At 72.0% G+C, this 22214-nt stretch carries 20 protein-coding genes; 2 read left to right on the top strand and 18 right to left on the bottom strand.

Annotated elements, in window-relative coordinates:
- Positions 1–22: 22 nt before the first annotated feature.
- Positions 23–433, bottom strand: coding sequence for a VOC family protein (locus OG435_RS45090; protein WP_266887034.1), 411 nt, complete (start codon positions 431–433; stop codon positions 23–25).
- Between the two features lie 217 nt (positions 434–650).
- Between OG435_RS45090 and OG435_RS45095 the strand changes: the two genes are divergently transcribed.
- Entirely contained in the window at positions 651–1484 is an 834-nt protein-coding gene (locus OG435_RS45095; RefSeq protein ID WP_266887036.1) for an NAD(P)H-binding protein, read from the top strand.
- A 115-nt stretch (positions 1485–1599) separates the two neighbouring features.
- Positions 1600–2172 (top strand): dihydrofolate reductase family protein, encoded by a 573-nt coding sequence (locus tag OG435_RS45100; RefSeq protein WP_266887038.1) that lies wholly within the window; start codon positions 1600–1602, stop codon positions 2170–2172.
- A 55-nt stretch (positions 2173–2227) separates the two neighbouring features.
- Here the strand turns inward: OG435_RS45100 and aroA are convergent, their stop codons facing one another.
- The 17 genes from aroA to OG435_RS45185 form a co-directional block, all read right to left on the bottom strand.
- Positions 2228–3511 (bottom strand): 3-phosphoshikimate 1-carboxyvinyltransferase, encoded by a 1284-nt coding sequence (aroA, locus tag OG435_RS45105; RefSeq protein ID WP_266887040.1) that lies wholly within the window; start codon positions 3509–3511, stop codon positions 2228–2230.
- Entirely contained in the window at positions 3508–5640 is a 2133-nt protein-coding gene (gene tkt, locus OG435_RS45110) for a transketolase (protein ID WP_266887042.1), read from the bottom strand. Before tkt ends, aroA begins: the two co-directional genes overlap by 4 nt.
- A gap of 230 nt (positions 5641–5870) precedes the next feature.
- Positions 5871–6977 (bottom strand): 3-dehydroquinate synthase, encoded by a 1107-nt coding sequence (aroB, locus tag OG435_RS45115; protein WP_266887044.1) that lies wholly within the window; start codon positions 6975–6977, stop codon positions 5871–5873.
- Positions 6974–8161, bottom strand: coding sequence for a chorismate synthase (aroC, locus tag OG435_RS45120; protein ID WP_266887046.1), 1188 nt, complete (start codon positions 8159–8161; stop codon positions 6974–6976). The genes aroB and aroC overlap by 4 nt, the downstream gene beginning before the upstream one ends.
- A gap of 144 nt (positions 8162–8305) precedes the next feature.
- Positions 8306–9430, bottom strand: a complete 1125-nt coding sequence (locus tag OG435_RS45125) for a prephenate dehydrogenase (RefSeq protein ID WP_430625860.1) — start codon at positions 9428–9430, stop codon at positions 8306–8308.
- A complete protein-coding gene (gene aroH, locus OG435_RS45130) occupies positions 9430–9807 on the bottom strand; it encodes a chorismate mutase (protein WP_266887050.1) in 378 nt (125 codons plus the stop codon). Before aroH ends, OG435_RS45125 begins: the two co-directional genes overlap by 1 nt.
- 60 nt (positions 9808–9867) lie before the next feature.
- On the bottom strand, positions 9868–11259 hold the full coding sequence (locus OG435_RS45135; protein ID WP_266887051.1) for a class II 3-deoxy-7-phosphoheptulonate synthase: 1392 nt from the start codon (positions 11257–11259) through the stop codon (positions 9868–9870).
- A gap of 158 nt (positions 11260–11417) precedes the next feature.
- A complete protein-coding gene (locus tag OG435_RS45140; RefSeq protein ID WP_266887052.1) occupies positions 11418–12686 on the bottom strand; it encodes a multidrug effflux MFS transporter in 1269 nt (422 codons plus the stop codon).
- 29 nt (positions 12687–12715) lie between these two features.
- Positions 12716–13360: an NAD(P)-dependent oxidoreductase gene (locus OG435_RS45145; protein ID WP_266887054.1), complete on the bottom strand. Its 645-nt coding sequence runs from the start codon at positions 13358–13360 to the stop codon at positions 12716–12718.
- A 65-nt stretch (positions 13361–13425) separates the two neighbouring features.
- A complete protein-coding gene (locus tag OG435_RS45150; RefSeq protein WP_266887056.1) occupies positions 13426–14238 on the bottom strand; it encodes a class II aldolase/adducin family protein in 813 nt (270 codons plus the stop codon).
- 114 nt (positions 14239–14352) lie between these two features.
- The gene (locus tag OG435_RS45155) at positions 14353–15897 is read right to left on the bottom strand and encodes an FAD/NAD(P)-binding protein (RefSeq protein WP_266887058.1); all 1545 of its coding nucleotides are present in this window, start codon (positions 15895–15897) and stop codon (positions 14353–14355) included.
- A 173-nt stretch (positions 15898–16070) separates the two neighbouring features.
- Positions 16071–17114, bottom strand: a complete 1044-nt coding sequence (locus tag OG435_RS45160) for a hypothetical protein (protein ID WP_266887060.1) — start codon at positions 17112–17114, stop codon at positions 16071–16073.
- A gap of 1 nt (position 17115) precedes the next feature.
- Positions 17116–17613: a flavin reductase family protein gene (locus OG435_RS45165; protein WP_266887062.1), complete on the bottom strand. Its 498-nt coding sequence runs from the start codon at positions 17611–17613 to the stop codon at positions 17116–17118.
- Positions 17614–17693: 80 nt separating this feature from the next.
- Positions 17694–19232, bottom strand: coding sequence for a 4-hydroxyphenylacetate 3-hydroxylase family protein (locus tag OG435_RS45170; RefSeq protein WP_266887064.1), 1539 nt, complete (start codon positions 19230–19232; stop codon positions 17694–17696).
- Between the two features lie 337 nt (positions 19233–19569).
- Complete coding sequence (locus tag OG435_RS45175; protein WP_430625857.1) at positions 19570–19803, bottom strand: LysR family transcriptional regulator; 234 nt, start codon at positions 19801–19803, stop codon at positions 19570–19572.
- Positions 19804–20044: 241 nt separating this feature from the next.
- Positions 20045–20428, bottom strand: a complete 384-nt coding sequence (locus tag OG435_RS45180; protein ID WP_266887068.1) for a hypothetical protein — start codon at positions 20426–20428, stop codon at positions 20045–20047.
- Positions 20425–22044, bottom strand: coding sequence for a class I adenylate-forming enzyme family protein (locus tag OG435_RS45185; RefSeq protein ID WP_266887070.1), 1620 nt, complete (start codon positions 22042–22044; stop codon positions 20425–20427). Before OG435_RS45185 ends, OG435_RS45180 begins: the two co-directional genes overlap by 4 nt.
- Positions 22045–22214: the final 170 nt, after the last annotated feature.

Consider the following 22214-nt stretch of genomic DNA (forward strand, 5'->3'; position numbering starts at 1 on the left):
GAACCCCCTGCCCTTCGTCGGCTCAGCGCAGTTCCTGGATGCGGACCAGGTTCCCCGCGGGGTCGCGGAAGGCGCAGTCGCGGACGCCGTACGGCTGCTCGGTCGGCTCCTGGACGACCTCGGTGTCACCGGCCTGCGCCTTCTCGAAGGTGGCGTCGAGGTCCGGGGTGGCCAGCAGGATCCAGCCGTAGGTGCCCTTGGCCATCATCTCGGTGACGGTGCGGCGCTCGTCCTCGGTGATGCCGGGATCGGAGGCGGGCGGCGTCAGCAGGATCGACGTGCCCGGCTGACCGGGCGGGCCGACCGTGATCCAGCGCATCCGGCCCTGCCCGACATCGCTGCGGACCTCGAAGCCGAGGACGTCGCGGTAGAAGGCGAGCGAGGCGTCCGGGTCGTCGTGCGGAAGCGACGTCGTGTGAATGGTGATGTCCATGGCGAGCAGGCTAGGACGGCTCCCCGACCCGCGCTTCTCGATTCCTGATCGGTCCGGACATCCCAGGACGTTCGGGGCCGCGCCACGGGCACACGACTGCGAACTCCCCGATGGTCAGGGCTGGTTGAGGACCGAAACTGTCCGCAAGCGCTCCTAGAGTCTGTTCTGCCGCCCCGAACGGGCCGCGGCCGCACCACGAGAGCCAAGGGAGACGCTCATGATCCTCGTCACCGGAGCCACCGGGAACGTCGGCCGCCACGTGCTGGACCTGCTGATCGAGGACGGCCACGGCGTCCGGGCGCTGACCCGCGACCCGCTGCGCTCGGTCTGGCCGGCCGAGGCCGACGTCGTCGCCGGCGACCTGTCCGACGCCGTGTCGCTGGAGGCGGCGCTGTCCGGGGTCGACGCGGTGTTCCTGTTCGCGGCGCCGGGCAGCGGGCCGGGCTTCGTCACCGCCGCCGAGCGCGCCGGGGTGCGCAAGGTGGTGCTGCTGTCCTCCGGCGCGGTCGACGACGACGCCGAGGTCCAGGACGGGCCGATCGCCGCCTACCACGCGGAGGTCGAGCAGGCCCTGCGCGCGTCCGGGCTGGAGTGGACCTTCCTGCGCCCGGACTCGTTCGCCGCCAACACCCTGATGTGGGCCGGGCAGACCCGGTCCGGCGACGTGGTGCGCGGCGCCTACGCCGGGGCGGCCTCCGCGCCCGTGCACGAGGCCGACATAGCCGCCGTCGCGGTCGCGGCCCTGACCGGGGACGGGCACGGGGGGCGCGTCTACGAGCTGACCGGGCCCGAGTCGCTGACCCACGCCGACCAGGCCCGGATCCTCGGCGAGGCGATCGGCCGGCCGATCGAGTACGCCGAACTGCCCGCCGAGACCGTGCGCCAGGCGATGAGCGCCCACGTCCCGGGCCCGGTCCTCGACGGGATCCTCAAGGTCTGGTCGGAGGCGGTCGGCCGGATCGCGCCGACCACCACCGACATCGAGAAGGTCACCGGCCGCCCGGCACGCAGCTACCGCACGTGGGTCCTCGACCACGCGGCCGCCTTCTGAACGACGCCAAGAAAAGATTCGCGGGGCCGATGAGTTTCCAGGCGATCATCGGTCCTAGATGGTGAAAGGCCCGCCGAGAGCCCGCCACGAGATCACGAGATACCGAGGACCCACGATGCGCACCCTGATCAGCTCCGCCTTCATCTCCCTGGACGGCGTCGTGGAGGCCCCCGGCGGCGAGCCCGGGTACCGGAACTCCGGCTGGACCTTCAAGCACGGGGAGTTCCTGCCCGAAGCGTTCGAGATCAAGGGCCGGGAGCAGAAGGAGGCCTCCGCGATGCTGCTGGGCCGCACGAGCTACGAGGCCTTCAGCCCGGTGTGGCCCGCCATGGAGGACTTCGCCGACTACAAGGTGATGCCGAAGTACGTCGTCTCCACCACCCTCGCCGAGGACGCCCTGGTGTCGGACTGGGGCGACACCACGATCCTGCGCTCGCTCGACGAGGTCGCCGCGCTGAAGGAGACCGAGGGCGGCCCGATCATCGTGCACGGCAGCGCCACCCTGAACCGGGCGCTCTCCGACGCCGGCCTGATCGACCGTTACCACCTGCTCGTCTTCCCGCTGCTGCTCGGCGCGGGCAAGCGCCTCTTCAGCGCCGCGGACAAGGACGCGCAGAAGCTGAGGCTCGTCGAGCACGCGGCCTACGCCAACGGCCTGCAGCTGAACGTCTTCGACGTAGTCCGCTGACCCGCACGGTCCCGGACCCGGAGCGGCGCCCCCACAGGGCGCCGCTCCGGGCGTCTCAGCCGAACAGCCGCCGCAGCTCCTCGTGGAACCCGGGGAAGGTCTTGGCCACGCAGGCCGGGTCGTCGAGGGTGATCCCGGCGGCGCGCAGGCCCAGTACCGAGAGGGACATCGCGATGCGGTGATCGCGATGGCAGTCGACCGTCGCCGGGGCGGGGACGCCCGGGTGGACGGTGATCCGGTCCGGGCCCTCCTCCACCCGGATGCCCAGCACGCGGAGGTTCCCCGCGACGGCGGCGATCCGGTCGGACTCCTTCAGCCGGGCGTGCGCGATGCCCGTGATGGTGACCGGGGCGTCCGCCAGCGGGGCGATCGCGGCCATCGTCATGAAGGTGTCCGAGATGTCGCCCATGTCGACGGTGAATCCGCCGCGCAGCGCGCCGGTACCCGTGACCTCGGTCCAGTCGGCGGTCGTGGTGACCTCGGCCCCGGCCCGCCGCAGCACCTCCACGAAGGCGGTGTCGCCCTGCAGGCTCCCCGTGCCCAGGGCCCGCACCCGTACGGTGCGCCCGGTGACGGCCGCCGCCGCGAAGAAGTACGAGGCGGTCGAGGCGTCCGGCTCGATGTCGAGGTCGGTGGGCCGGTAGCCGCCCGGGTGGACCGTGATCGCGCTGCCCTCCTCCTCGACCCGGGCGCCGAACTGCCGCATCAGGGCCAGGGTCATGTCCACGTACGGGCGGCTGACCAGCCGCGGCACGTCCACCGTGAGCGGCCCGCCCATCAGCGGAGCGGCCATCAGCAGCCCGGAGAGGTACTGGCTGCTGAGCCCGGAATCCAGCTCGATCCGGCCACCGGCCAGCCCCCGCGCGGTCAGGGTGAAGGGCAGGCCCGTACCGCGCACCCGCGCCCCGAGCCCGGCGAGCGCCTCCAGCAGCGGCCCGAGCGGGCGCGCCCGCAGCTGGTCGGAGCCGTCGAAGGCGATCTCCCCGCGCCCGGTGGCCGCGAAGGGCGGCAGGAAGCGTGCCGCGGTGCCGGCGTCGGCGCACCAGACCCGGCCGGGGCCGGCCGGTCCGGCACCGCGCCCGGTGACCTCCCAGACCTCGCCGGAGCCGTCGCCGTAGCCGGAGCCGTCCCCGTACCCGTAGCCGCTGTCGCCGATGTCGCGCACCCCGGTGCCCAGGTCCGTCAGCGCCGCCCGGAAGGCGAGGGTGTCGTCGCTGACCAGCGGCGCGCCCAGGCGGCTGCTGCCGGGAGCGGCGGCCGCGAGGAGCAGCGCCCGGTTGGTGATGCTCTTGGAGCCGGGTATCCGGGCGTCCAGTACGGGAGTCGTCGCGCCGCTCATCGTACGGAGCCTCTGCGTTGGGCCCGCTCGACGCTCGCGCGGGCGGCCGCGGCGACCTTCGGCGCGGTCAGGCCGTGGAGTTCGTACAGGGATTGGTACGGGGCGGAGGCCCCGAAGGAGTCGATGCCCAAGGAGGTGCCGGCCGCGCCGACCAGCGCGTACCAGCCCAGGCTGGACCCGGCCTCGACGGAGACCCGGGCGGCCACACCAGTGGGGAGCACCTCCTCGCGGTAGCCCTCCTCCTGCGCCTGGAACCACTCCAGGCAGGGCATGGACACCACGCGGGTGGCGAGGCCCCCGTCCTGGAGGATGCGGCGGGCGTCGAGCGCGATGGGCACCTCGCTGCCGGTGGCGATGAGGATGGCCTCGGGACGGCCGCCCTCGGCCTCGGCCAGGACGTAACCGCCGCGCGCGGCGCCCTCGGCGGGGGACAGCCCGCTCTCTTCGGTGCGCTCCAGCACGGGCAGGTTCTGCCGGGACAGGCACAGGCCCGCCGGGCGGTCGTCGTTCTCCAGGATGGTGCGCCAGGCGACAACGGTCTCGTTCGCGTCGGCGGGCCGGACCACGTCCAGGCCGGGGATGGCGCGCAGCGACCAGAGGTGCTCGACGGGCTGGTGGGTGGGTCCGTCCTCGCCGAGCCCGATGGAGTCGTGGGTCCAGACGTAGGTGACGGGCAGCTTCATCATGGCCGCGAGACGGACCGCGGGGCGCATGTAGTCGGAGAAGACGAGGAAGGTGCCGCCGTAGGGGCGGGTCCCGCCGTGCAGGGCGATGCCGTTGAGGATGGCACCCATGGCGTGCTCGCGGATGCCGAAGTGCAGGGTCCGCCCGTACCGGTGCCCGGCGTAGGCCTCGGTGGCCAGTTCCTCGGGGATGAAGGAGGGCTCGCCCTTCATGGTGGTGAGGTTGGACTCGGCGAGGTCGGCGGAGCCGCCCCACAGTTCGGGCAGCGCCGCCGCCAGCGCGCTCAGCACCTCGCCCGACGCCTTGCGGGTGGCGATCTGCGCGCCCGCCTCGAAGACGGGCAGCGCGTCCGTCCACCCCGCGGGCAGCCGGCGCTCGGAGAGCCGGTCGAAGAGCTCGGCGCGCTCCGGGTTGAGGGCGCGCCAGTCGGCGAGGGTCTTGTCCCACTGGCGGTGGGCTTCGGCCCCGCGGTCGGCGACCCGGCGGGCGTGGGCCAGGACTTCGGCGGGGACCTGGAAGGAGAGCGAGGGATCGAGGCCCATGGCGGCCTTGGCGGCGGCGGCCTCCTCGGCGCCGAGGGCGGATCCGTGGATGCCGCCGGTGTTCCGCTTCTTCGGCGCGGGCCAGCCGATGATCGTGCGCAGGGATACGAGGGAGGGCCGGTCGGTGGTCTCCCGGGCGGTGACGAGCGCCCGGTGCAGGGCCTGCACGTCCTCCCGGTACTCCCCGCCCGCCGTCCAGTCCACCTCCTGCACGTGCCAGCCGTACGCCCGGTAGCGGGCGAGGGTGTCTTCGGAGTGCGCGATCTGCCGGTCGTCCTCGATGGAGATGCGGTTCTCGTCGTAGAGGACGACCAGGTTGCCCAGGCGCTGGTGTCCGGCCAGGGAGCTGGCCTCGTGCGCGACGCCCTCCTCCAGGTCTCCCTCGGAGGCGATGGCCCAGACGGTGTGGTCGAAGGGGCTCTCACCGGCGGGCGCCTCCGGGTCGAACAGGCCGCGCTCGCGGCGGGCCGCCATGGCCATGCCCACCGCGTTGGCGAGGCCCTGGCCCAGGGGGCCGGTGGTGGTCTCCACGCCCGGGGTGTGCCCGTACTCGGGGTGCGCGGGGGTCAGACTGCCCTCGGTGCGCAGGCCCTTGAGGTCGTCGAGGGTGAGCCCGTAGCCCGACAGGTAGAGCTGCGTGTAGAGGGTCAGGCTGGCGTGGCCGCAGGAGAGCACGAACCGGTCGCGGCCGGCCCAGCGCGGATCCCGGGGGTCGTGCCGCAGCAGCCGCTGGAAGAGCAGGTACGCGGCCGGCGCGAGGCTCATGGCGGTGCCGGGGTGTCCGTGTCCGGCCGCCTCGACCGCGTCCACGGTCAGGGCGCGGGCGACCTCGACGGCCCGGCGGTCGGCGTCCCCCCAGAGCAGGGCGGACGCGGTGCCCTGCGGGGCGGTGGCGACGGTCATGACGGGCCTTCCTGTTCGGGGGATTCGAGTACGGGGAATTCGAGTACGGGTGCGAGAGCAGTTGCCGGACCCATGGGTTCTGCGAGTACGGGGCCTGCGGTGCGTTCAGGTGCTGCGCCCCCGCCGGCCGCCCCCGCCGGCCGGCCCCGCCGGCCGGACCGATCCGCCGTGGCGGACCGCGCGGGCACGCCGGACCGCGCGGGCACGGGCGTAGCGGACGGGGGCCCGCTTCACCGGGAGATCCGCTCGTAGGCGGCCCGGAGCAGGTCCTCGTCCGGGGCGGTGAACAGCGCGGGGCGGCCGATGGCGTCGAGCACGACGAACCGCAGCCGGTTGCCCCGGGTCTTCTTGTCGATGCCCATCGCGTCGCGCAGCGGGGCCCAGGCCCCGTCGTGGCGGGTGGGCAGCCCGGCGGCGCCGAGCAGGGAGCGGTGGCGTTCCACGTCGGCGGCGGACAGCCGGCCGTCGAGCCGGGCGAGTTCGGCGGCGAAGACCATGCCGGCGGCCACCGCGTGGCCGTGCCGGACCCGGTAGCCGGCTACCCGCTCGATGGCGTGGCCCAGGGTGTGCCCGTAGTTGAGGTGCTCGCGGCGGCCGTCCTCCCGGAAGTCCTCGGTGACGACCTCCGCCTTGACGCGGACGGCGCGCTCGACGAGCTCCCGGGTGCGGACGGCGCCGGCGGGGTCCTCCTCGACCAGGCGCAGGATCTCCGGGTCGGCGATGAACCCGGCCTTGAGGACCTCGGCGAGCCCGCTGACGTAGTCGGCGGGCGGCAGGGTGTCCAGCAGGTCCAGGTCGCACAACACCCCGGCGGGCGGGTGGAAGGCGCCGACCAGGTTCTTGCCCTGGGGCAGGTTGACGGCGGTCTTCCCGCCGATGGCGGCGTCGACCATGCCGAGCAGGGTGGTCGGCACCAGGACGAGGCGTACGCCGCGCAGCCACCCGGCGGCGGCGAACCCGGCGAGGTCGGTGGTGGCTCCGCCGCCGACGGCGACGACGGCGTCGGAGCGGGTGAACCCTGCGTCGGCGAGGGCCCGCCACAGACCGGTCACGACGGTCATGTCCTTGGCGGCTTCGCCCTCGGGCACCTCGAGGGAAAACACGATGCGTCCCTCATGGTCAAGCTCCCGGGCGATCCGCCGGGCGGTGGCCAGCAGGGTCCGGGAGTGGACCACGGCCACCCGCAGCGGCTCGGCACCCAGGACCCGACCGGTCTCGCCGGTCAGCCCGTGGCCCACGACGACCTCGTACGGCCGCTCCCCGCCGACCGGGATCCGGGTGCTCCCCGCCGACGTCGGCATGTTCAGCGTCTGCGTGTTCAGCGTCGGCGCGCTCATCGGACGGCCAGGTGCTCGAGGTAGCCCCGGTGGTTGCGGACGGTCTCGGCGAGGGAGTCCCCGCCGAACTTCTCCAGCGCGGCGTGCGCGAGGACCAGCGCCGTCATCGCCTCGGCCACGACGGCCGCGGCGGGCACCGCGCAGACGTCGGAGCGCTGGTGGTGGGCGACGGCGGGCTCGCCGGTGGCGACGTCGATGGTGGCCAGGGCCCGGGGCACGGTGGCGATGGGCTTCATGGCGGCCCGCACCCGCAGCGGTTCACCGGTGGTCATCCCGCCCTCGACCCCGCCGGAGCGGGCGGTGCGGCGGCGGACGGCCCCCTGCCCGTCCCGCTCGATCTCGTCGTGCGCGAGGGAGCCGGGGACCTTGGCGAGGCCGAAGCCGTCGCCGAACTCGACGCCCTTGATGGCCTGGATGCCCATGAGGGCGGCCGCGAGCCGGGAGTCGATGCGCCGGTCGCCGTGGACGTAGCTGCCCAGGCCCGGCGGAAGTCCGTACGCGAGCACCTCGACGACCCCGCCGAGGGTGTCGCCGTTCTCGTGGGCCCGGTCGACCTCGGCGACCATCGCGGCGGAGGCCTCCGGGTCCAGGCAGCGCACCGGGTCGGCGTCCACGCGCTCGGTGTCGTACGGCTCCGGCACCAGGCCCTCGGGGGCGGCGGCCGCGCCGAGGGAGACGACGTGGCTGACGATCGTGATCCCGTACGCCTGCTTGAGGAAGGCCCGGGCGACCTCGCCGACGGCGACGCGGGCCACGGTCTCGCGGGCGCTGGCCCGCTCCAGGACCGGGCGGGCGTCGTCGAATCCGTACTTCTGCATCCCGGCGAGGTCGGCGTGGCCGGGGCGGGGACGGGACAGCGGGGCGTTGCGCGCCCGGCCTGCCAGCACCTCCGGGTCCACGCCGTCGGCGGCCATCACCGTCTCCCACTTGGGCCATTCGGTGTTGCCGATCTGGATCGACACCGGCCCGCCCTGGGTGAGGCCGTGCCGGACGCCGCCGAGGAAGGTCACCTCGTCCTGCTCGAAGGCCATCCGGGCGCCCCGGCCGTGGCCGAGGCGGCGTCGGGCGAGGGAGCCGGCGACCGCCTTGGTGGAGATCTCCACACCGGCGGGCAGGCCTTCGAGGACGGCGGTGAGGGCGGGGCCGTGCGATTCGCCCGCGGTGAGCCATCGCAAAGTACTCAAGGGTGATCCTCTGTCATGCGGGGTGGTGGGCCGACGGGGTGGGCGGTCGGACCCGGCCGGTGGGGCGGCCGGGTCCCCGTGGAGGGGGAGGAGGGCGGAAGGGCCGTACGGGGATCCGCGGACGCGGGGTCGGACGACCCGGGTTCAGACCCCGACGGCCACCGGCGGAGCCTCGATCGGCCCCATCCGCTGGACCCGCCAGCCGGCGCCCATCAGGCCCTGGGCCATGGTGACCGCGGTCCCGCGGGCGACCATCAGCTCGACCAGGCCGCTCTCGTCGCCGGGCGAGTGGTCGATGGTCATGTCCTCGATGTTCACGCCGAGTTCGGCGGCGGTCGCGAGGAGCCGGGCGAGTTCGCCGGGCTGGTCCCCGATCAGGACGCGGACCGGAGCGCAGGCGGGCACCGGGTGCCCGTGCTTGCCGGGGATGCGGTCGCGGCCGCTGATGCCGCGGCCCAGCAGGTCGGCCAGGAGCGTGGTGCCCTGGGCGCGTTCGTCGGCGTCGTCGGTGGCGAGGCCCCGCAGGGCGGCCACGGTGACCTGGAGGTCCTCGGCGAGCTCGGTCAGCACGTCGGCGACCGCGGTGGCGTTGGACTCCAGGATGTCGCTCCACAGCCGGGGGTCGCCCCCGGCGATCCGGGTCACGTCGCGCAGCCCCTGCCCGGCCAGCCGGCAGGCGTCCTCCGGGAGGTGCTGGAGGCGGGCGGCCATCAGCGAGGCCACCACGTGCGGGGTGTGGGAGACGCGGGCCACGGCCCGGTCGTGGACGTCGCTGTCCATCACCACGGGCACCGCCCCGCACAGGGAGACCATCATGAGCGCCATGTTGAGCGCGTCGCGGCTGGTGTGGGCCGTGGGGGTCAGCACCCAGGAACGGCCCTCGAAGAGGGTGGCGCAGGCGGCGAGCGGGCCGGAGCGCTCCCGGCCGGCCATGGGGTGTCCGCCGATGAAGCTGACGGGGTCGGCGCCGGCGGCGAGCACCCCGATCTCCGGCTCGGTCTTGACGCTGGCGACGTCGGTGTACGAGCGGGCCAGGCCCAGCTTCTGCTGGGCGGCGAGGACGGCGCCGACCTGGGCCGGCGGGACGGCCAGTACGGCCAGGTCCACGGAGGTCTTGGGGGCGCCGACGGTGCCGGCGCCGAGCGAGGCGGCGGTGCGGGCGGCCGAATCGTTCTCGTCCATGAGGTGGACGGCCACCCCGCGACGGGACAGGGCCAGTGCGATGGAGGTTCCGATGAGGCCCGTCCCCACCACCGCGGCGGAGCGGATCATCTGGGATCCCCGGCGGTGGCGAGATCTCGGCGCAGGGCGGCCGCGCCGCCCAGGTAGACGTGCTTGATCTCGCGCTTGGACAGCTCCGTCTCGGCGTACGCGAGGATCCGCACGACCCGGGGCAGGGCCCCGGCGATGTCCAGTTCCTGCGCGCACATCATCGGCACGTCGGTCACGCCCAGTTCGCGGGCCGCGACCGCCGGGAACTCGCTGACCAGGTCGGGGGTCGCCGTGAAGAACAGACTGACCAGCTCCTCCTGGTCGAGCCCGTTGGCGGCGAGCATCTCCTGGAAGAGCGTTCGGACCCCGTCCAGCAGGTGGCCCCGCTCGTCGACTTCCAGCTGGATGGCACCGCGCAGGGCACGCACGGACATGGGCTTCTCCCTTTGCTTCAGGACGGTACGTCGATCGGTCGCTCGATCGGTCGCTCGGGATCAGGCGGCGGCCGGTACGGCTTCGCGGCGGGCCGCGCCGACCGTCGCGCGACCGCGGTACAGCTCGGCGACCCGGAAGGCCAGGTCGAGCGACTGCTTGCGGTTCAGGCGCGGGTCGCACGCGGACTCGTAGCGCTGTCCGAGGTCGGTGAGCCGGACCTCGGCGCCGCCCCCGACGCATTCGGTGACGTCGTCGCCGGTCAGCTCGATGTGGATGCCGCCGGGGTGGGTGCCGAGCGCGCGGTGGACCTCGAAGAAGCCGGTGACCTCGTCGAGCACGTCGTCGAAGTGCCGGGTCTTGTGGCCGCTGGGCGCCTCGAAGGTGTTGCCGTGCATCGGGTCGCAGATCCACGCGGGGCGGGCGCCCTCGGCGGTGACCTTGCCGATCAGCTCGGGGAGGATCTCGCGGATGTTGCGGGCGCCCATCCGGGTGATGAAGGTGAGGCGGCCGGGCTCGCGCTCCGGGTCCAGCTTGTCGATGAGGCGCAGGGCCTCGTCGCCGGTGGTCGTGGGGCCGAGCTTGACTCCGATGGGGTTCTGCACCATAGAGGCGAACTCGACGTGGGCGCCGTCCAGTTGACGGGTGCGCTCGCCGATCCAGATCATGTGGCCGGAGACGTCGTACAGTCGGCCGGTACGGGCGTCGACGCGGGTGAGCGCGGCCTCGTAGTCCAGGAGCAGGGCCTCGTGGCTGGCGAAGATCTCGGAGGAGTGGACGGCGGCCGGGTCGGCGCCGCAGGCGGCGAGGAAGGTCAGCGCATCGTCGATGTCCCCGGCGAGGCGCTCGTAGCGCTCACCGACCGGGGAGGCGGCGACGAAGTCGCGGTTCCACTCGTGGACCTGGCGCAGGTCGGCGTAACCGCCGGTGGTGAAGGCCCGTACGAGGTTCAGGGTGGCGGCCGAGGAGTGGTACATCCGCTTGAGCCGCTCCGGGTCCGGGGTGCGGGACTCGGGCGTGAAGGCGAGGCCGTTGACGGAGTCACCGCGGTAGACGGGCAGTTCGACACCGTCGCGGATCTCGGTGGGCTTCGAGCGGGGCTTGGAGTACTGCCCGGCGATCCGGCCGATCTTCACCACGGGCACGGAGCTCGCGTAGGTGAGGACGGCGGCCATCTGGAGCAGGGTCCGCACCTTGTCGCGGACCTGGTCGGAGCTGACGGCGTCGAAGGTCTCGGCGCAGTCCCCGCCCTGCAGGACGAAGGCCTCGCCCCGGGCGACGGCGGCGAGCCGGTCGCGCAGCCGGTCGCACTCACCGGCGAAGACCAAGGGCGGGTAGGAGGCGAGGTCGTCGAGCGCGGAGCGCAGGGCGACGGGATCGGGGTAGGACGGCTGCTGGGCGGCGGGCAGCAGCCGCCAGGAGTCGACGGCCGTGGCATGCGTGGCGAGGGTCATGGTGGCTGTGCCTCGATCGGTTTCGGTGGGAAAGGGAAGAGGTGTGGGCCTGTCGCCGCCCGGGATGGCGGCCCCGGGTGCCGGGGGTCCGTACGGTGGTGCGGCCGTACGGACCCCCGGTGGGCAAATCCGTTGCGGGAGCCTGTCTCGCCAGGGGCCTAGACGGGCTCGTGGACCCCGGAGGGAACGGCCTCGGGTGCCCGGCCTTCGGACGCCGCTTCCTCACCGGCGGCCTTGTGGCCCTTGGTGAGGCCGAAGAAGAGCAGACCGCCGACGCCGAGGACGGCGATGACGATGCCCATCGGGACCGCGCTGTCCTCACCGGCGAGGCCGACGAGCGGGACCACGGCCGCGCCGATCAGGTGCTGGGACAGACCGAGCAGCGCGGCGGCCGAGCCGGCCACGTCGCCGTGATCCTGGAGGGCCAGGGCGAAGGAGTTCGGCAGGACGAGGCCGACGCTGGAGACGACCAGGAAGAGCGCGACGAGCAGCGGGGCCAGACCGGCGTCGGTGAGGACGACGGCGAGCAGCCCGAGTCCGCCGACCGCGGAGACGGCCAGACCGGTGGCGAGCAGGGCGCGCGGCCCGGTCCTGTGCACGATGCGGCCGCTGACCTGCGCGGCGATGACCAGGCCGAGGGCGTTGACGCCGAAGACGACGCTGTAGGCCTGCGGGGACATCCCGTGGATGGACTGGAGCACGAAGGTCGAGCCGGAGATGTAGGCGAACATCGCGGCGAAGGCGAAGCCGCAGGCCAGGTTGTAGCCGACGAACACGCGGTCGCCGAGCAGCCGACGGAAGATCGGGCCGGTGGCCTTGAGGCCGCCGCGCACGCGCCGTTCGGCGGGGTGCGTCTCGGGCAGGGCGCCCGCAACACCGATGAGCATCAGGGCCCCGATGATCGCGAGGGCGATGAAGATGCCCTTCCACGAGGTGACGAGCATCAGCTGGCCGCCGAGGACGGGGGCCAGGATCGGCGCGATGCCGGTGATGAGCATCAGCATCGCGAAGAACCGGGCCGCGGCGGGCCCGGTGTGCCGGTCGCGCACGACCGCGGAGGCGATGACGATGCCGGTGGCGCCGCCGAGGCCCTGGAGGGCGCGCAGCCCGACCAGCGTCCAGATGTTGGGGGCGAAGGCGCACAGCAGGGCGGTGACCGCGAACAGCGCCAGCCCGGCGATGAGCGGACGGCGGCGGCCGAGCGCGTCGCTGACGGGTCCGGCGATGAGCTGGCCGATGCCGAGGCCGAGCAGGCAGGCGGTGAGGCTGAGCTGGGCCGCCGAGGCACTGGTGTTCAGGTCCTCGGCGATCTGCGGAAGGCCCGGCATGTAGGCGTCGTTGGCCAGGGGGCCGAGAGCGGTGAGTGCACCGAGGATGATCGCGAACCGGACGATGCCGGCGCTCTTCGGTGTGGCGGATGAAGTCATGTGTCTGATCCCCTCCGGGGGACGCGGAATCAGTAGGCGACGGTGATGCGGGCCTGGATCGCGTCGCCGCGCTCCAGTTCGTCCGCGAAGGCGACCGCGTAGTCGGCGATGCTGATCTGGCTCTTGCCTTCGGCGTCCACCAGGAGCTGCTCACCGCCGACGCGATAGGTCCCAGTGCGCTCACCGGGCTCGATCTGGGCGGCCGGGGAGATGAACGTCCAGTCCAGGGAGCCGGCCTGGCGGTAGAGGGCGAGCGCCTCGCTCTGGGCGAGGGCGTTCTGCTTCCACATGGCGGGGAAGTTCGGGTTGTCGATGACCTTGACGCCCGGGGAGACCTCCAGGCTGCCGGCGCCGCCGAGGACCACGACACGGCGTACGCCGCTGCGGGTCAGGCCCTCGATGAGCGCGTTGGCCGCACCGACGATGATCTTGTGGTCGTCGTCGACGCCGAGCTTGGGGCCCACCGCCGAGGCGACGGCGTCGTAGCCCGCGGACAGTTCGGCCACGGTGTCCGCGCTGGTGGCGTCACCGGCGATCACCTTCAGGCCCTCGTGGCCGTTGCCCGCGATCTCGCCGGTGCGGGTCACGCCGGTGACGGCGTGGCCGCGGGAGAGCAGTTCGCCGGCGATGGCGCTGCCGATGTGTCCACTGGCTCCGAAAAGCAGGATGTTCATGGTGGTGCCTCTTCTTCCTCGGTGATTCTTCGGGGGTGGTGCCGGACGAGGAGATGTCGCGCGGGCTAGTCCTCTTCGAGGAAGTCGGGCTGCTCGCGGATGATCTCGTCCCAGAGCAGCTGGAAGCTGAACCAGCCCAGCTGCTCGTTGCCGAAGCCGTCCCCGGCGGCGACGGCCTGCTCATGGGTGAAGCTCTTGGGCGTGCCCGCCGCCCGGGCGAGCAGCTGCACCTGGGCGCAGCTGTCGTAGGTGAAGAACCAGTGCACGGCCTCGTCGAGCGATCCGCCGACGGTGATCAGGCCGTGGTGGCGCAGCAGGATCGCGCGGTTGTCGCCGAGCTTCTCCGCGATGTCGCGGCCGAGTTCGGCGGAGACCGAGGGGCCCTCGTACTCCTCGTAGAGGACCTGGCGGTTGTAGAAGGCGGCGGACTCCTGGTCGATGGGGTCCAGCAGGCGCCCCAGGGCGCCGAGCGCGCGGGAGTGCGCGGTGTGGCCGTGGGCGGCCGCCGTGGCGCCCGGCTGCACCTCGTGGATGGCGGAGTGGATGACGAACGCACTGGGGTTGACCCGGTGCCTGCCCTCCACGACGTTGCCCGCCGAATCCACGCAGATGAGGTCGGCGACGCGGACCAGGTTGAAGGAGACGCCGAAGGGGTTCACCCAGAACCGGTCCTCGTGCTCCGGGTCGCGGACCGAGATGTGGCCCGAGATGCCCTCACCGAAGCCGTACTTGCCGAACAGCCGCAGCGCGGCGGCGAGCCGCTGCTTGCGGTGGCGGCGCGTCTCCTCGTGGGTGGCGAAGACCGGCTCGCTCGGGATCGGCAGGCCGGTGTGCGTGTCCGCCAGGTAGGCGGGCCGGTCGGTCTCGGTGACGCTCATGCTCGGGGGTCCTCATCTCCGGAATCTCCGGGTCGTCTTCCGGTGTCGGTACGGGTACGGGTACGGGTACGGGTACGGGTACGGGTGGCGGGTGGCGGGTACAAGGGGCGGCGGCTAGACCGTGAGCAGGACGTCCTCGTTCTCCTGGGTGGCGGCCGTGACGGTCTCGGCGTGCTGCAGGATCGCGCCGACGATGTCCTGGCTGCGGTCGACCAGGGAGGGGATCCCGAAGGTGAAGAAGAGCGAGCCGGCGGCGATGTTGCCGAGCCCGTACAGGCGCGGGTCGGGCCGGCCGTTGGTGGTCAGCTGGCTGGTCGGACGCGCTATGTGCAGGCCGCCGTGGGGGTGCCGGCTGGCGACGCGGCTGCGCATGAGCGAGGTGACCAGGGGCGCGGCGCTGGTGGGGATGCGCCCCTCGGAGGCGTTGACCGCGCTGATGACGCGGTCGGCCGTGAAGTCGTGTCCCTCGGCGGTGACGACGTCGAAGCCGGCCTCGGGGTTCGGGGTGATGTTCTGCAGGCCGGCGACGATCTCCAGCTTGTCCGCCTCGACGAGGTCGAGGAGGACTCCGGCGCTGCCGGGCGGCATGGGGCAGCACAGGCTCATGATCGTGCGGTAATGGGCGCGCAGCAGCTGGACCTTGTCCTGTTCGCGCAGCATCGGCCAGACGTCGGGGCCGGTCTCGGGGACGGCGCGCTGGAGGATGCGCAGGCCCATGTGGGGGGAGTCGACCTCGTCGATCTGCCGGCGCAGCCGGTCGACCGGGTCCTCCAGGTCGACCCGGATGATCTCCGAGACCACCGCGTCGAGGTCGGCGCCCACGTCGCGGAACTCGGCCCGCATGATGGTGGCGATGTCCTCGAGGGTGACCTCGGGGTGGATCGCGGCCAGCTCCTCCATCCGGTGCGGGGTGAAGTGCCGCAGCTCGAAGGGGACCGCCTTCTGCCGTACGCCGGGCAGGACGCCGCGCCGGGACAGCAGACTGATCCGGCCCTGGTGGCCCTGCGCGGCCAGCGACAGGATGATGTCGATCGCGGTCAGGCCGCTGCCGATGATCGCGACGTGTTCCCGCTCCCCGACGTCGGCCAGCTTGTTGACGATGGGGTACGGGTCCCCGACGAAGCCGGGGGTGTCGCCCAGACCGTAGACGTCCTTGGGGCTGTCGCCGCCGACGCACAGGATGGCGTAGTCGAAGGCGCGGGCCCGGCCGTTGCCGGTGCGCAGCAGGACCCGGTTGGCGGCGCGGCTCGCGGAGGTGACCCCCTCGCCGACGAGGTCGACCCGCCAGCCCTGGCGGCGCAGTTCGCCGAGCGCGGCGTAGGCCGTCTGCTCCAGGTACTCGCCGTAGACGGTGCGGGGGGCGAAGCGGCTCCCGGACCAGCGGTCGACTCCGGTGCGGACCCCTATGACCTTGTCCCGCGTCTCCAGCCAGTGCTCGAAGTGCTGGAGGTCGCCGGCGCGCACGGACATGTCGTCGGGGGTCGCGTTGACCTTGAGGGTCTCGGTGTCGACCTGGTAGGCGCGCCCGCGCCACAGGTGCGGCGACGGTTCGAAGACCGTGAGGCTGCCCGGTTCGCTTTGTGTTCGCGACAACGCGTCGATCAAGCAGACTGCAGCCGCGCCTCCTCCGACGACGCCGATCGAGAATCCACGGGACATGTGTCAGTCACCTATCAATTCGTGGAAGGCGCGGGGTCCTCGTGCGCCGGCCTTGCTGTCCGCGATCACGGTGGCCCTTTCCTCGCCTACTCCGGGGATTCAGTGGGAGCCGCCGGCCACCCCCGGTGCGGCGGGGGCGGAGCCGGTCGGCCAAGGGTTCGGGTCTTGGGGACTCAGGCGGCCGATTTCCTGAAGTTCTTCATCGAGACCGTGTAGTCCCCGCGATTGGCGCGGTAGTCGATGCAGTACTCCTGCGGGTACCAGCCGCCGAGCTGCCACTGCTGCGGCTGCTTTATGGGCCAGCAGCGGCTCGGGTTGACCCCGTTGGCTATGCCTTCGAACCAGGCCTTCGTGATCATCGGCTCGAGGAAGCTGATCTTGGCGTCGTAGGCGCCGTAGATGAAGGTCTGGGTGAAGGCGGTGGAGTGCCACTCGGGCGAGTTCATGTCGACCAGGTGGTTGCCCATGGCCGCCTCGGCCACGTTGTTGTTCACGTAGTCCGCCGGCAGGTACTGCGGGGGGATCGGCTCGATGGCCGTCGCGTAGTCGTCGCAGTTGATGGCCAGGCCGCAGGGGCCGCTGCGGATCGCGTCGCGCTCCGCCTTGGACTGCGTGTAGAAGTGGAAGTCGAAGTGCGGGGTGTCGTAGATGTGCTCCGGCCCGTGGCCCATCGGGTTGTAGTTCAGCAGGGCCCACTTGAGCGGCATCCCGGGCAGCGAGGTCAGCTGCGAGGGCAGCTCCAGCGGCCGCTCGTGGCCGCCGACGCACTCGGTGTGCTCGTTGACCGTGCCGTTGCCGTCCATGTCGTAGCAGTGGTGGCCGTCGGTCATGGTGGTCGGCAGGCCGGTCAGCGTGTTCTTGGGGAAGACGAAGCCGACGGTCTGCGGAGTGGCGCCGTTGATCTGCGCGTACGTGCGCACGGTGCCGTTGCCGAGCGGGCTCGGGGCTCCGTACGAGGCACAGGGCCCCGGGTAGGACAGCGTCTCGGTGAGCAGCACCTGCGAGGCCCACTGCGCGACCTTGACGGTGCGCTCGCGGTTCGGGGCGTCCCGCGTCACCAGGCAGACGCTCACCGGGCCGGACGTGCGCGCCGCGGACTGCGCGGTGGAGTCCGTGGCCTGGGCCGGGTCGCCCGGGAGGATCAGCAGGGTCAGGGCCGATATGGCCAGGGCCGCTCCGAGGAGCACCCGCCAGCTCAGCAGGTTCTTCGCGCGCACGTCACACCTGTTCCAGTTCGAATCTGTGGAACCCGCCCTGAAGGAAGATCAGGGGGGTCTGGGTCTCGCGGGCACCCATGGCGACGACTTCGCCGATGACCATCACGTGGTCGCCGGCCACCACGTGGTCGCGCAGGCTGCACTCCATCCAGGCGGCCGCGTCGAACAGGAGCGTCCCGGTGGCCTCGCCCGGCGCTCCCGCCACCTCGGTCAGCGCCTGGTCGCGCTCGGGCCGCCGGCGGGCGAACGCGCGGGCGGTGGACTCGCCCTCGGCGCCGAGGATCGAGATCCCGACGACGCCGGTGCGCAGCAGCTCGGCGAAGAACTCCGAGTCGTGACGGAAGCTCAGGGACACCAGCGGCGGTTCGAGGGAGACGGAGGTGAGCGAGTTGACGGTGATCGCGTTGTGGGTGCGTACGCCGTCCTGGTCGGTGTAGGTGCTGACGACGCAGACCCCGGTGGCGAAGGAACGCATCACATCGCGCAGGTCGTGCTTCATGGCCGGGCCTCTCTGCTGGGCGCGGACGGGTGCGCGCGGCGCCTGGGCCGCGGGCACCCGTCCGTACGCGGGCTTGACGGTCAGTTCTCCTGGGCCCAGCGGCCGCGGGTCCAGCCGTCGAGGTCGTAGTCGTCCATGGCCCTCTGGACGAGGTCGCCGTAGTTGTCGAGCAGACCGGCGCCGCGCGACCAGTTCAGGGTGTCGAGGCGCACCTGGTCGGGACCGCCCGCGTAGTTGAGCTCGTACAGCTCGTGGCGGGCGCCGAACTCGGTGCCGATCGCGTCCCAGGCCAGCTTGAAGAGCTTGGTGCGCTCCTCGGCGGTGGCGCCGGTGCCGCGGTAGTAGCGGTCGAGCAGCGGGCGCAGCTCGGGGTTCTGCAGGTCCTTGGCGCTGGAGGGGGTCATCAGCAGCGCGCCCGCGAGGTGCTCCTCGAAGAAGCGGTGCGTGCGCTCCCAGCTGAGCGGGGCGAGCGCCCGGTAGCCAGCCGAGTAGTCCATGCGCGGCAGGACGGTGCCGGCCGGGCCGGCCTCCGGGTCCAGGGCCATGGCGCTGGTGACGGCCCAGGTCTGGTGGCGCCAGGCGAGCAGTTCACCGAGGCCGGCCTGGACGCCGCGGAAGCCGTCCGTGCCGTTGATGCGGGTGCCCTTGTCGAGGATGCCCGCCATGAACTCCAGCTTGACCGACATGCGGATCGCGCCCTGGAAGAAGCCGCGGGAGAGCAGGCCGGAGCGGGGGAAGTACTGGTGGATCTTCTCGGTGTCCCGGTAGATCAGGACGTTCTCCCACGGGATGAACGCCTTGTCGAAGACCAGCACCGCGTCGTTCTCGTCGAACCGGCTGGAGAGCGGGTTGTCGAACGGGCTGGTGGCCTTGCCCTCGTAGGAGGTGCGGCAGACGACCTTCATACCGGGGGTGTTCAGCGGGGCCATGAAGGCCAGGGCCATGTCCTCGGCCTTGCCCTTTTCGAGGTTGGCCAGGTGGATCTGGCCGACGAAGGCGACGTTGCTCAGCGCCGACGCGGTGGCCATGAGCTTGGCGCCCTCGACGACGATGCCGTCCTCGCGCTCCTCGACGACCTTCAGGTAGACGTCGCGGATCTCGTGCGCCGACTTGTTGCGGTCGACGGGCGGGTTGACGATCGCGTGGCTGATCGACAGGCCCTGACGGGCGTACTTCTCGTACCAGGCCCGGGCGTTGTCGCCGAAGGGCTCGTAGAAGTCGTGGGTGACGGCCAGGCCGGCCATGAACGACGCCTTGTAGTCGGGCGTGCGGTTCATGAAGCCGTAGCTCAGGCGGGCCCAGTGCTCGATGGCGTCACGGGCCTTCATGAGGTCCTCGGGCGAGTGCGCCGGGGTGAAGAAGCGGTGGACGCGGTACCCCGTGTACCGGTCGACCGTCGTCATCAGGTCCTTGGTGTCGGGGTGGTGGAGCGCGTCGTAGAGGTGCGCGGTCGACCTCGCGGCGTTGGCGAAGGCCGGGTGCGTCGTCACGTCCTTGACGAGCTCACCGTCCACGAAGACCTGGCGGCCGTCACGCAGGCTCTCCAGGTAGGAGTCGCCCGTCATGAGGTCGTTCGGAGCCTCGTCGGCCGACTGATCCGTTATCGGGACCTGACCCATTTTGGTGTCCTCTCCAGGGGTAATACACGCGACCGCTGCCGGACGCACAGTTCGATTGCCCCGAGCGTAGGCTCGGCCGTCGATCCGCTCTTGCTGGGCCGCGCACGGACAATTGCCCATCTACGCCAACCCTGGCGCCAACACGTTCGAGGAGATACGTCAACTACGGTCCGAAGAAACCTTGTTGACTTCAGGGAGATCGGACCGCGCTTCTCGATATTACGGAATGCCGAATTCCGGATGCTCCGAAATAACTTCGGCCCGGCATTGATCCAGAAAATTCGGATACACGGCCGGGCCGAATGAAAAGGAATTGCAAAAGATGTCCGACGGCTGGTCAGGCCGCGGGGCGGGTGTGGCCGGCGGACGCCGCGTCGATACAGGCGGCCTCGGCTATCAGAATGATCTTCTCCACGTGCGGCAGCAGCCGCATGCCCGCCTCGGTGAGCTGGACCCGGCCGCCGGCCCGATGGAACAGCTCGGCCCCGATGTAGTCCTCGAGGTTCTTGATGTGGGCGGTGACGCTGGGCTGCGAGTAGTGGAGGTTGCGAGCGGCGCGAGTGAAGCTCATCTCGGCGGCTACTTCACGGAACGAGCGTAACTGCTGGAACTGCACGGCAGGGGCTCCCTTCTGCGAGACTCAGAGCCTCGGAGGCTAGGAACATACCACGGTGCAGGTATGACGGCATCACGAGAATGCACACTTCACGTTCCCGCACGACTGCGGACATACCTGTGGCCATGCCCGCAGGGAGGGCATGGCCACAGGTCAGCCGCTGCTTCGTGGTTGACAGCGGGTTGGGCGGAGTGGACTAGTCGGACATCTCCATCGGCGAGAGGAGGTCCCGGGCGATCTGCGGGAGCAGACGGTCGATCAGGAGCCCCGTGCGCGCGGATCCGTCGGCCGCGCGCGGGATCGCGTCGACGGCCACCGCGTGCGAGAGCACCCACGGCATGCGCCGCTCGCAGGCGGCCAGCGCGGCCTGGCGCCCGCCGGCCTCCTGGTCCTCCTCCAGGAGCGGTACGAAGGCCACCACCAGCGTCTCCCCCACCTCGGGGAGCCGGGTGCGCATCACCGCGATGTCCTGGACGCAGGGCAGGTCGAGGAGTTCGAGTTCGAGTGCGAAGAAGGCCGTCTCGAAGTCCTCCACCAGCACCTCGTCGTACGGCTGCTCGTCGAAGGAGGGCAGGTTCACGCGGACATCTCCTGTTGCATCGACTGCTCAAGCTGCAGGTTCAGAGTGATGATGGGCAGCACCGCGTCGAGCAGGTCCCCGGTGCGGATCCGGCCCGTCGGGCTGTACGGGATGGTGTCGACCGCGATGACGTGCGCGGGCAGCGACGGGACCCGGCGGGCGCAGGCCGCGCTGAGCGCCTGGTACCCGGTGGCCTCGCGGCCGACCGCCACGGCGATGAAGGGGACCACGATCGCGTCACCCAGCACCGCGCTGCTGACCCGCATCACGGCGGTGTCGCGCAGGCAGGGCAGGTTGAGCAGGTCCGACTCCAGCCGGAACAGCTCGGTGTCGACGGCCGAATCGCGGACCACGACGGGCACTTCGGTGACCCGCCCGGTGACCAGCAGCCGGCCCGTCTCGTCCACGTACCCGGACTCGTCGGTGACCAGGAAGCGCTCCACGCCCCAGCCGAGGTCCAGCTCGGCGACCCGGGTCTCGCCGTCCAGGTAGCCGTCCATGACCTGGTGGCCCGCGAAGGCGAGGCGCCCGCTCTCGCCCTGCCGCACCGGCTGCCCGTCCTCGCCGAGGACGGCGACGGTGGTGCCGAGCGTGGTGTGGCCCGAGCGCGGCGGCGAGACCAGCAGCTCCTCGGGTCCCATGACGGCGGTCAGCCCGGTCTCCGCGCTGCCGAGCGCGGTGTGCAGGACCGGGCCGAGCCGCTCCCAGGCCGTGTTGACGGTCCAGCGGCCCAGGTGGGCGCCGGGGGTGAGGAGGAACCTCAGATGGCGGGTGCGCGGCGAGGGCTCGGTGGTCTCCGGCAGTCCGAGCACTCCGTGCAGGGCTGAGGGGGTGATCACTCCGGTGCTGACCCGCTCGGCGACGAGCAGCGCGGTCAGGGTCTCGGGGCCGGCCCCGTCCGCGAGGACGACGGTGGCGCCGATGCCGAGCATCGTGCGGGCCAGGGCCAGGGCGAGGGCCGTGGGCTCGGTCGGCGGGGCGCAGGCCAGGTGCACGTCGTCCCGGTTGAGCCCGAACTCGTCCACGAGGTCGACCAGGTGGCGGCCCTCGGAGGGGGTGCGGCGCACGGCGAGGCGGGAGGGGCCCTCGCCGCGCGCGCTGACCGCGAAGGACTCGTAGGGCCGGGGCGCCGGCAGGGTGCGCAGGGGTTCGGCCGAGGTCAGCAGGTCGAAGTTGAGCGCCTCGTGCTTGCCGGGGGCGGCCGGGGCGCCGGGAGCCGTGATCCCGTCCAGGAGCACGTGCACGGCCTTCGGGCCGCTGGGCCACACGAGCTGGTCCAGCGTGGCCCGGTGCTCCGAGGTCACGAAGACCACGGACGGCTCCAGCCAGGAGAGCAGCTGGCCCAGATCGTCCGTGCCGCTCTGCGGGTCGAGACCCGTGCAGGAGACGCCGAGGGTGGCGCAGGCGCTCATCGCGACGGTGAGCTGCCAGCTGTTCCCGGCGAGGAAGACCGCCCGGACCGCGCCCTCCTGCGGCAGGTGCTCGGTGAGCCCGGCCGCCGTCCGCTCCACGGTCTCGGCGAACTGGCCCCAGGTCAGCCGCACCTGGCCGTCGACCAAGGCATCCCGCGTCACGCCGCCCGCCGCGTGCCGGCGGATGTCATCGAGCTTGATCATGTGGGTCTCCGTGGTCGGTCAAGAGCCTCGTATGTGGCTCGGGGCCGCGCTCATGGAAACAAACGTGCATGAAGGTAGGCAACCGCTCATCGGAAGATCTGATGTCGCCGGCCGGAGCGCCGAACCGGTTGCGGAAACACCTCCGCCGGGCGTCGACGACGCCCGGCGGA

Origin of the sequence: Streptomyces sp. NBC_01264 (genome assembly GCF_026340675.1) — a bacterium.
Classification (GTDB): Bacteria; Actinomycetota; Actinomycetes; order Streptomycetales; family Streptomycetaceae; genus Streptomyces.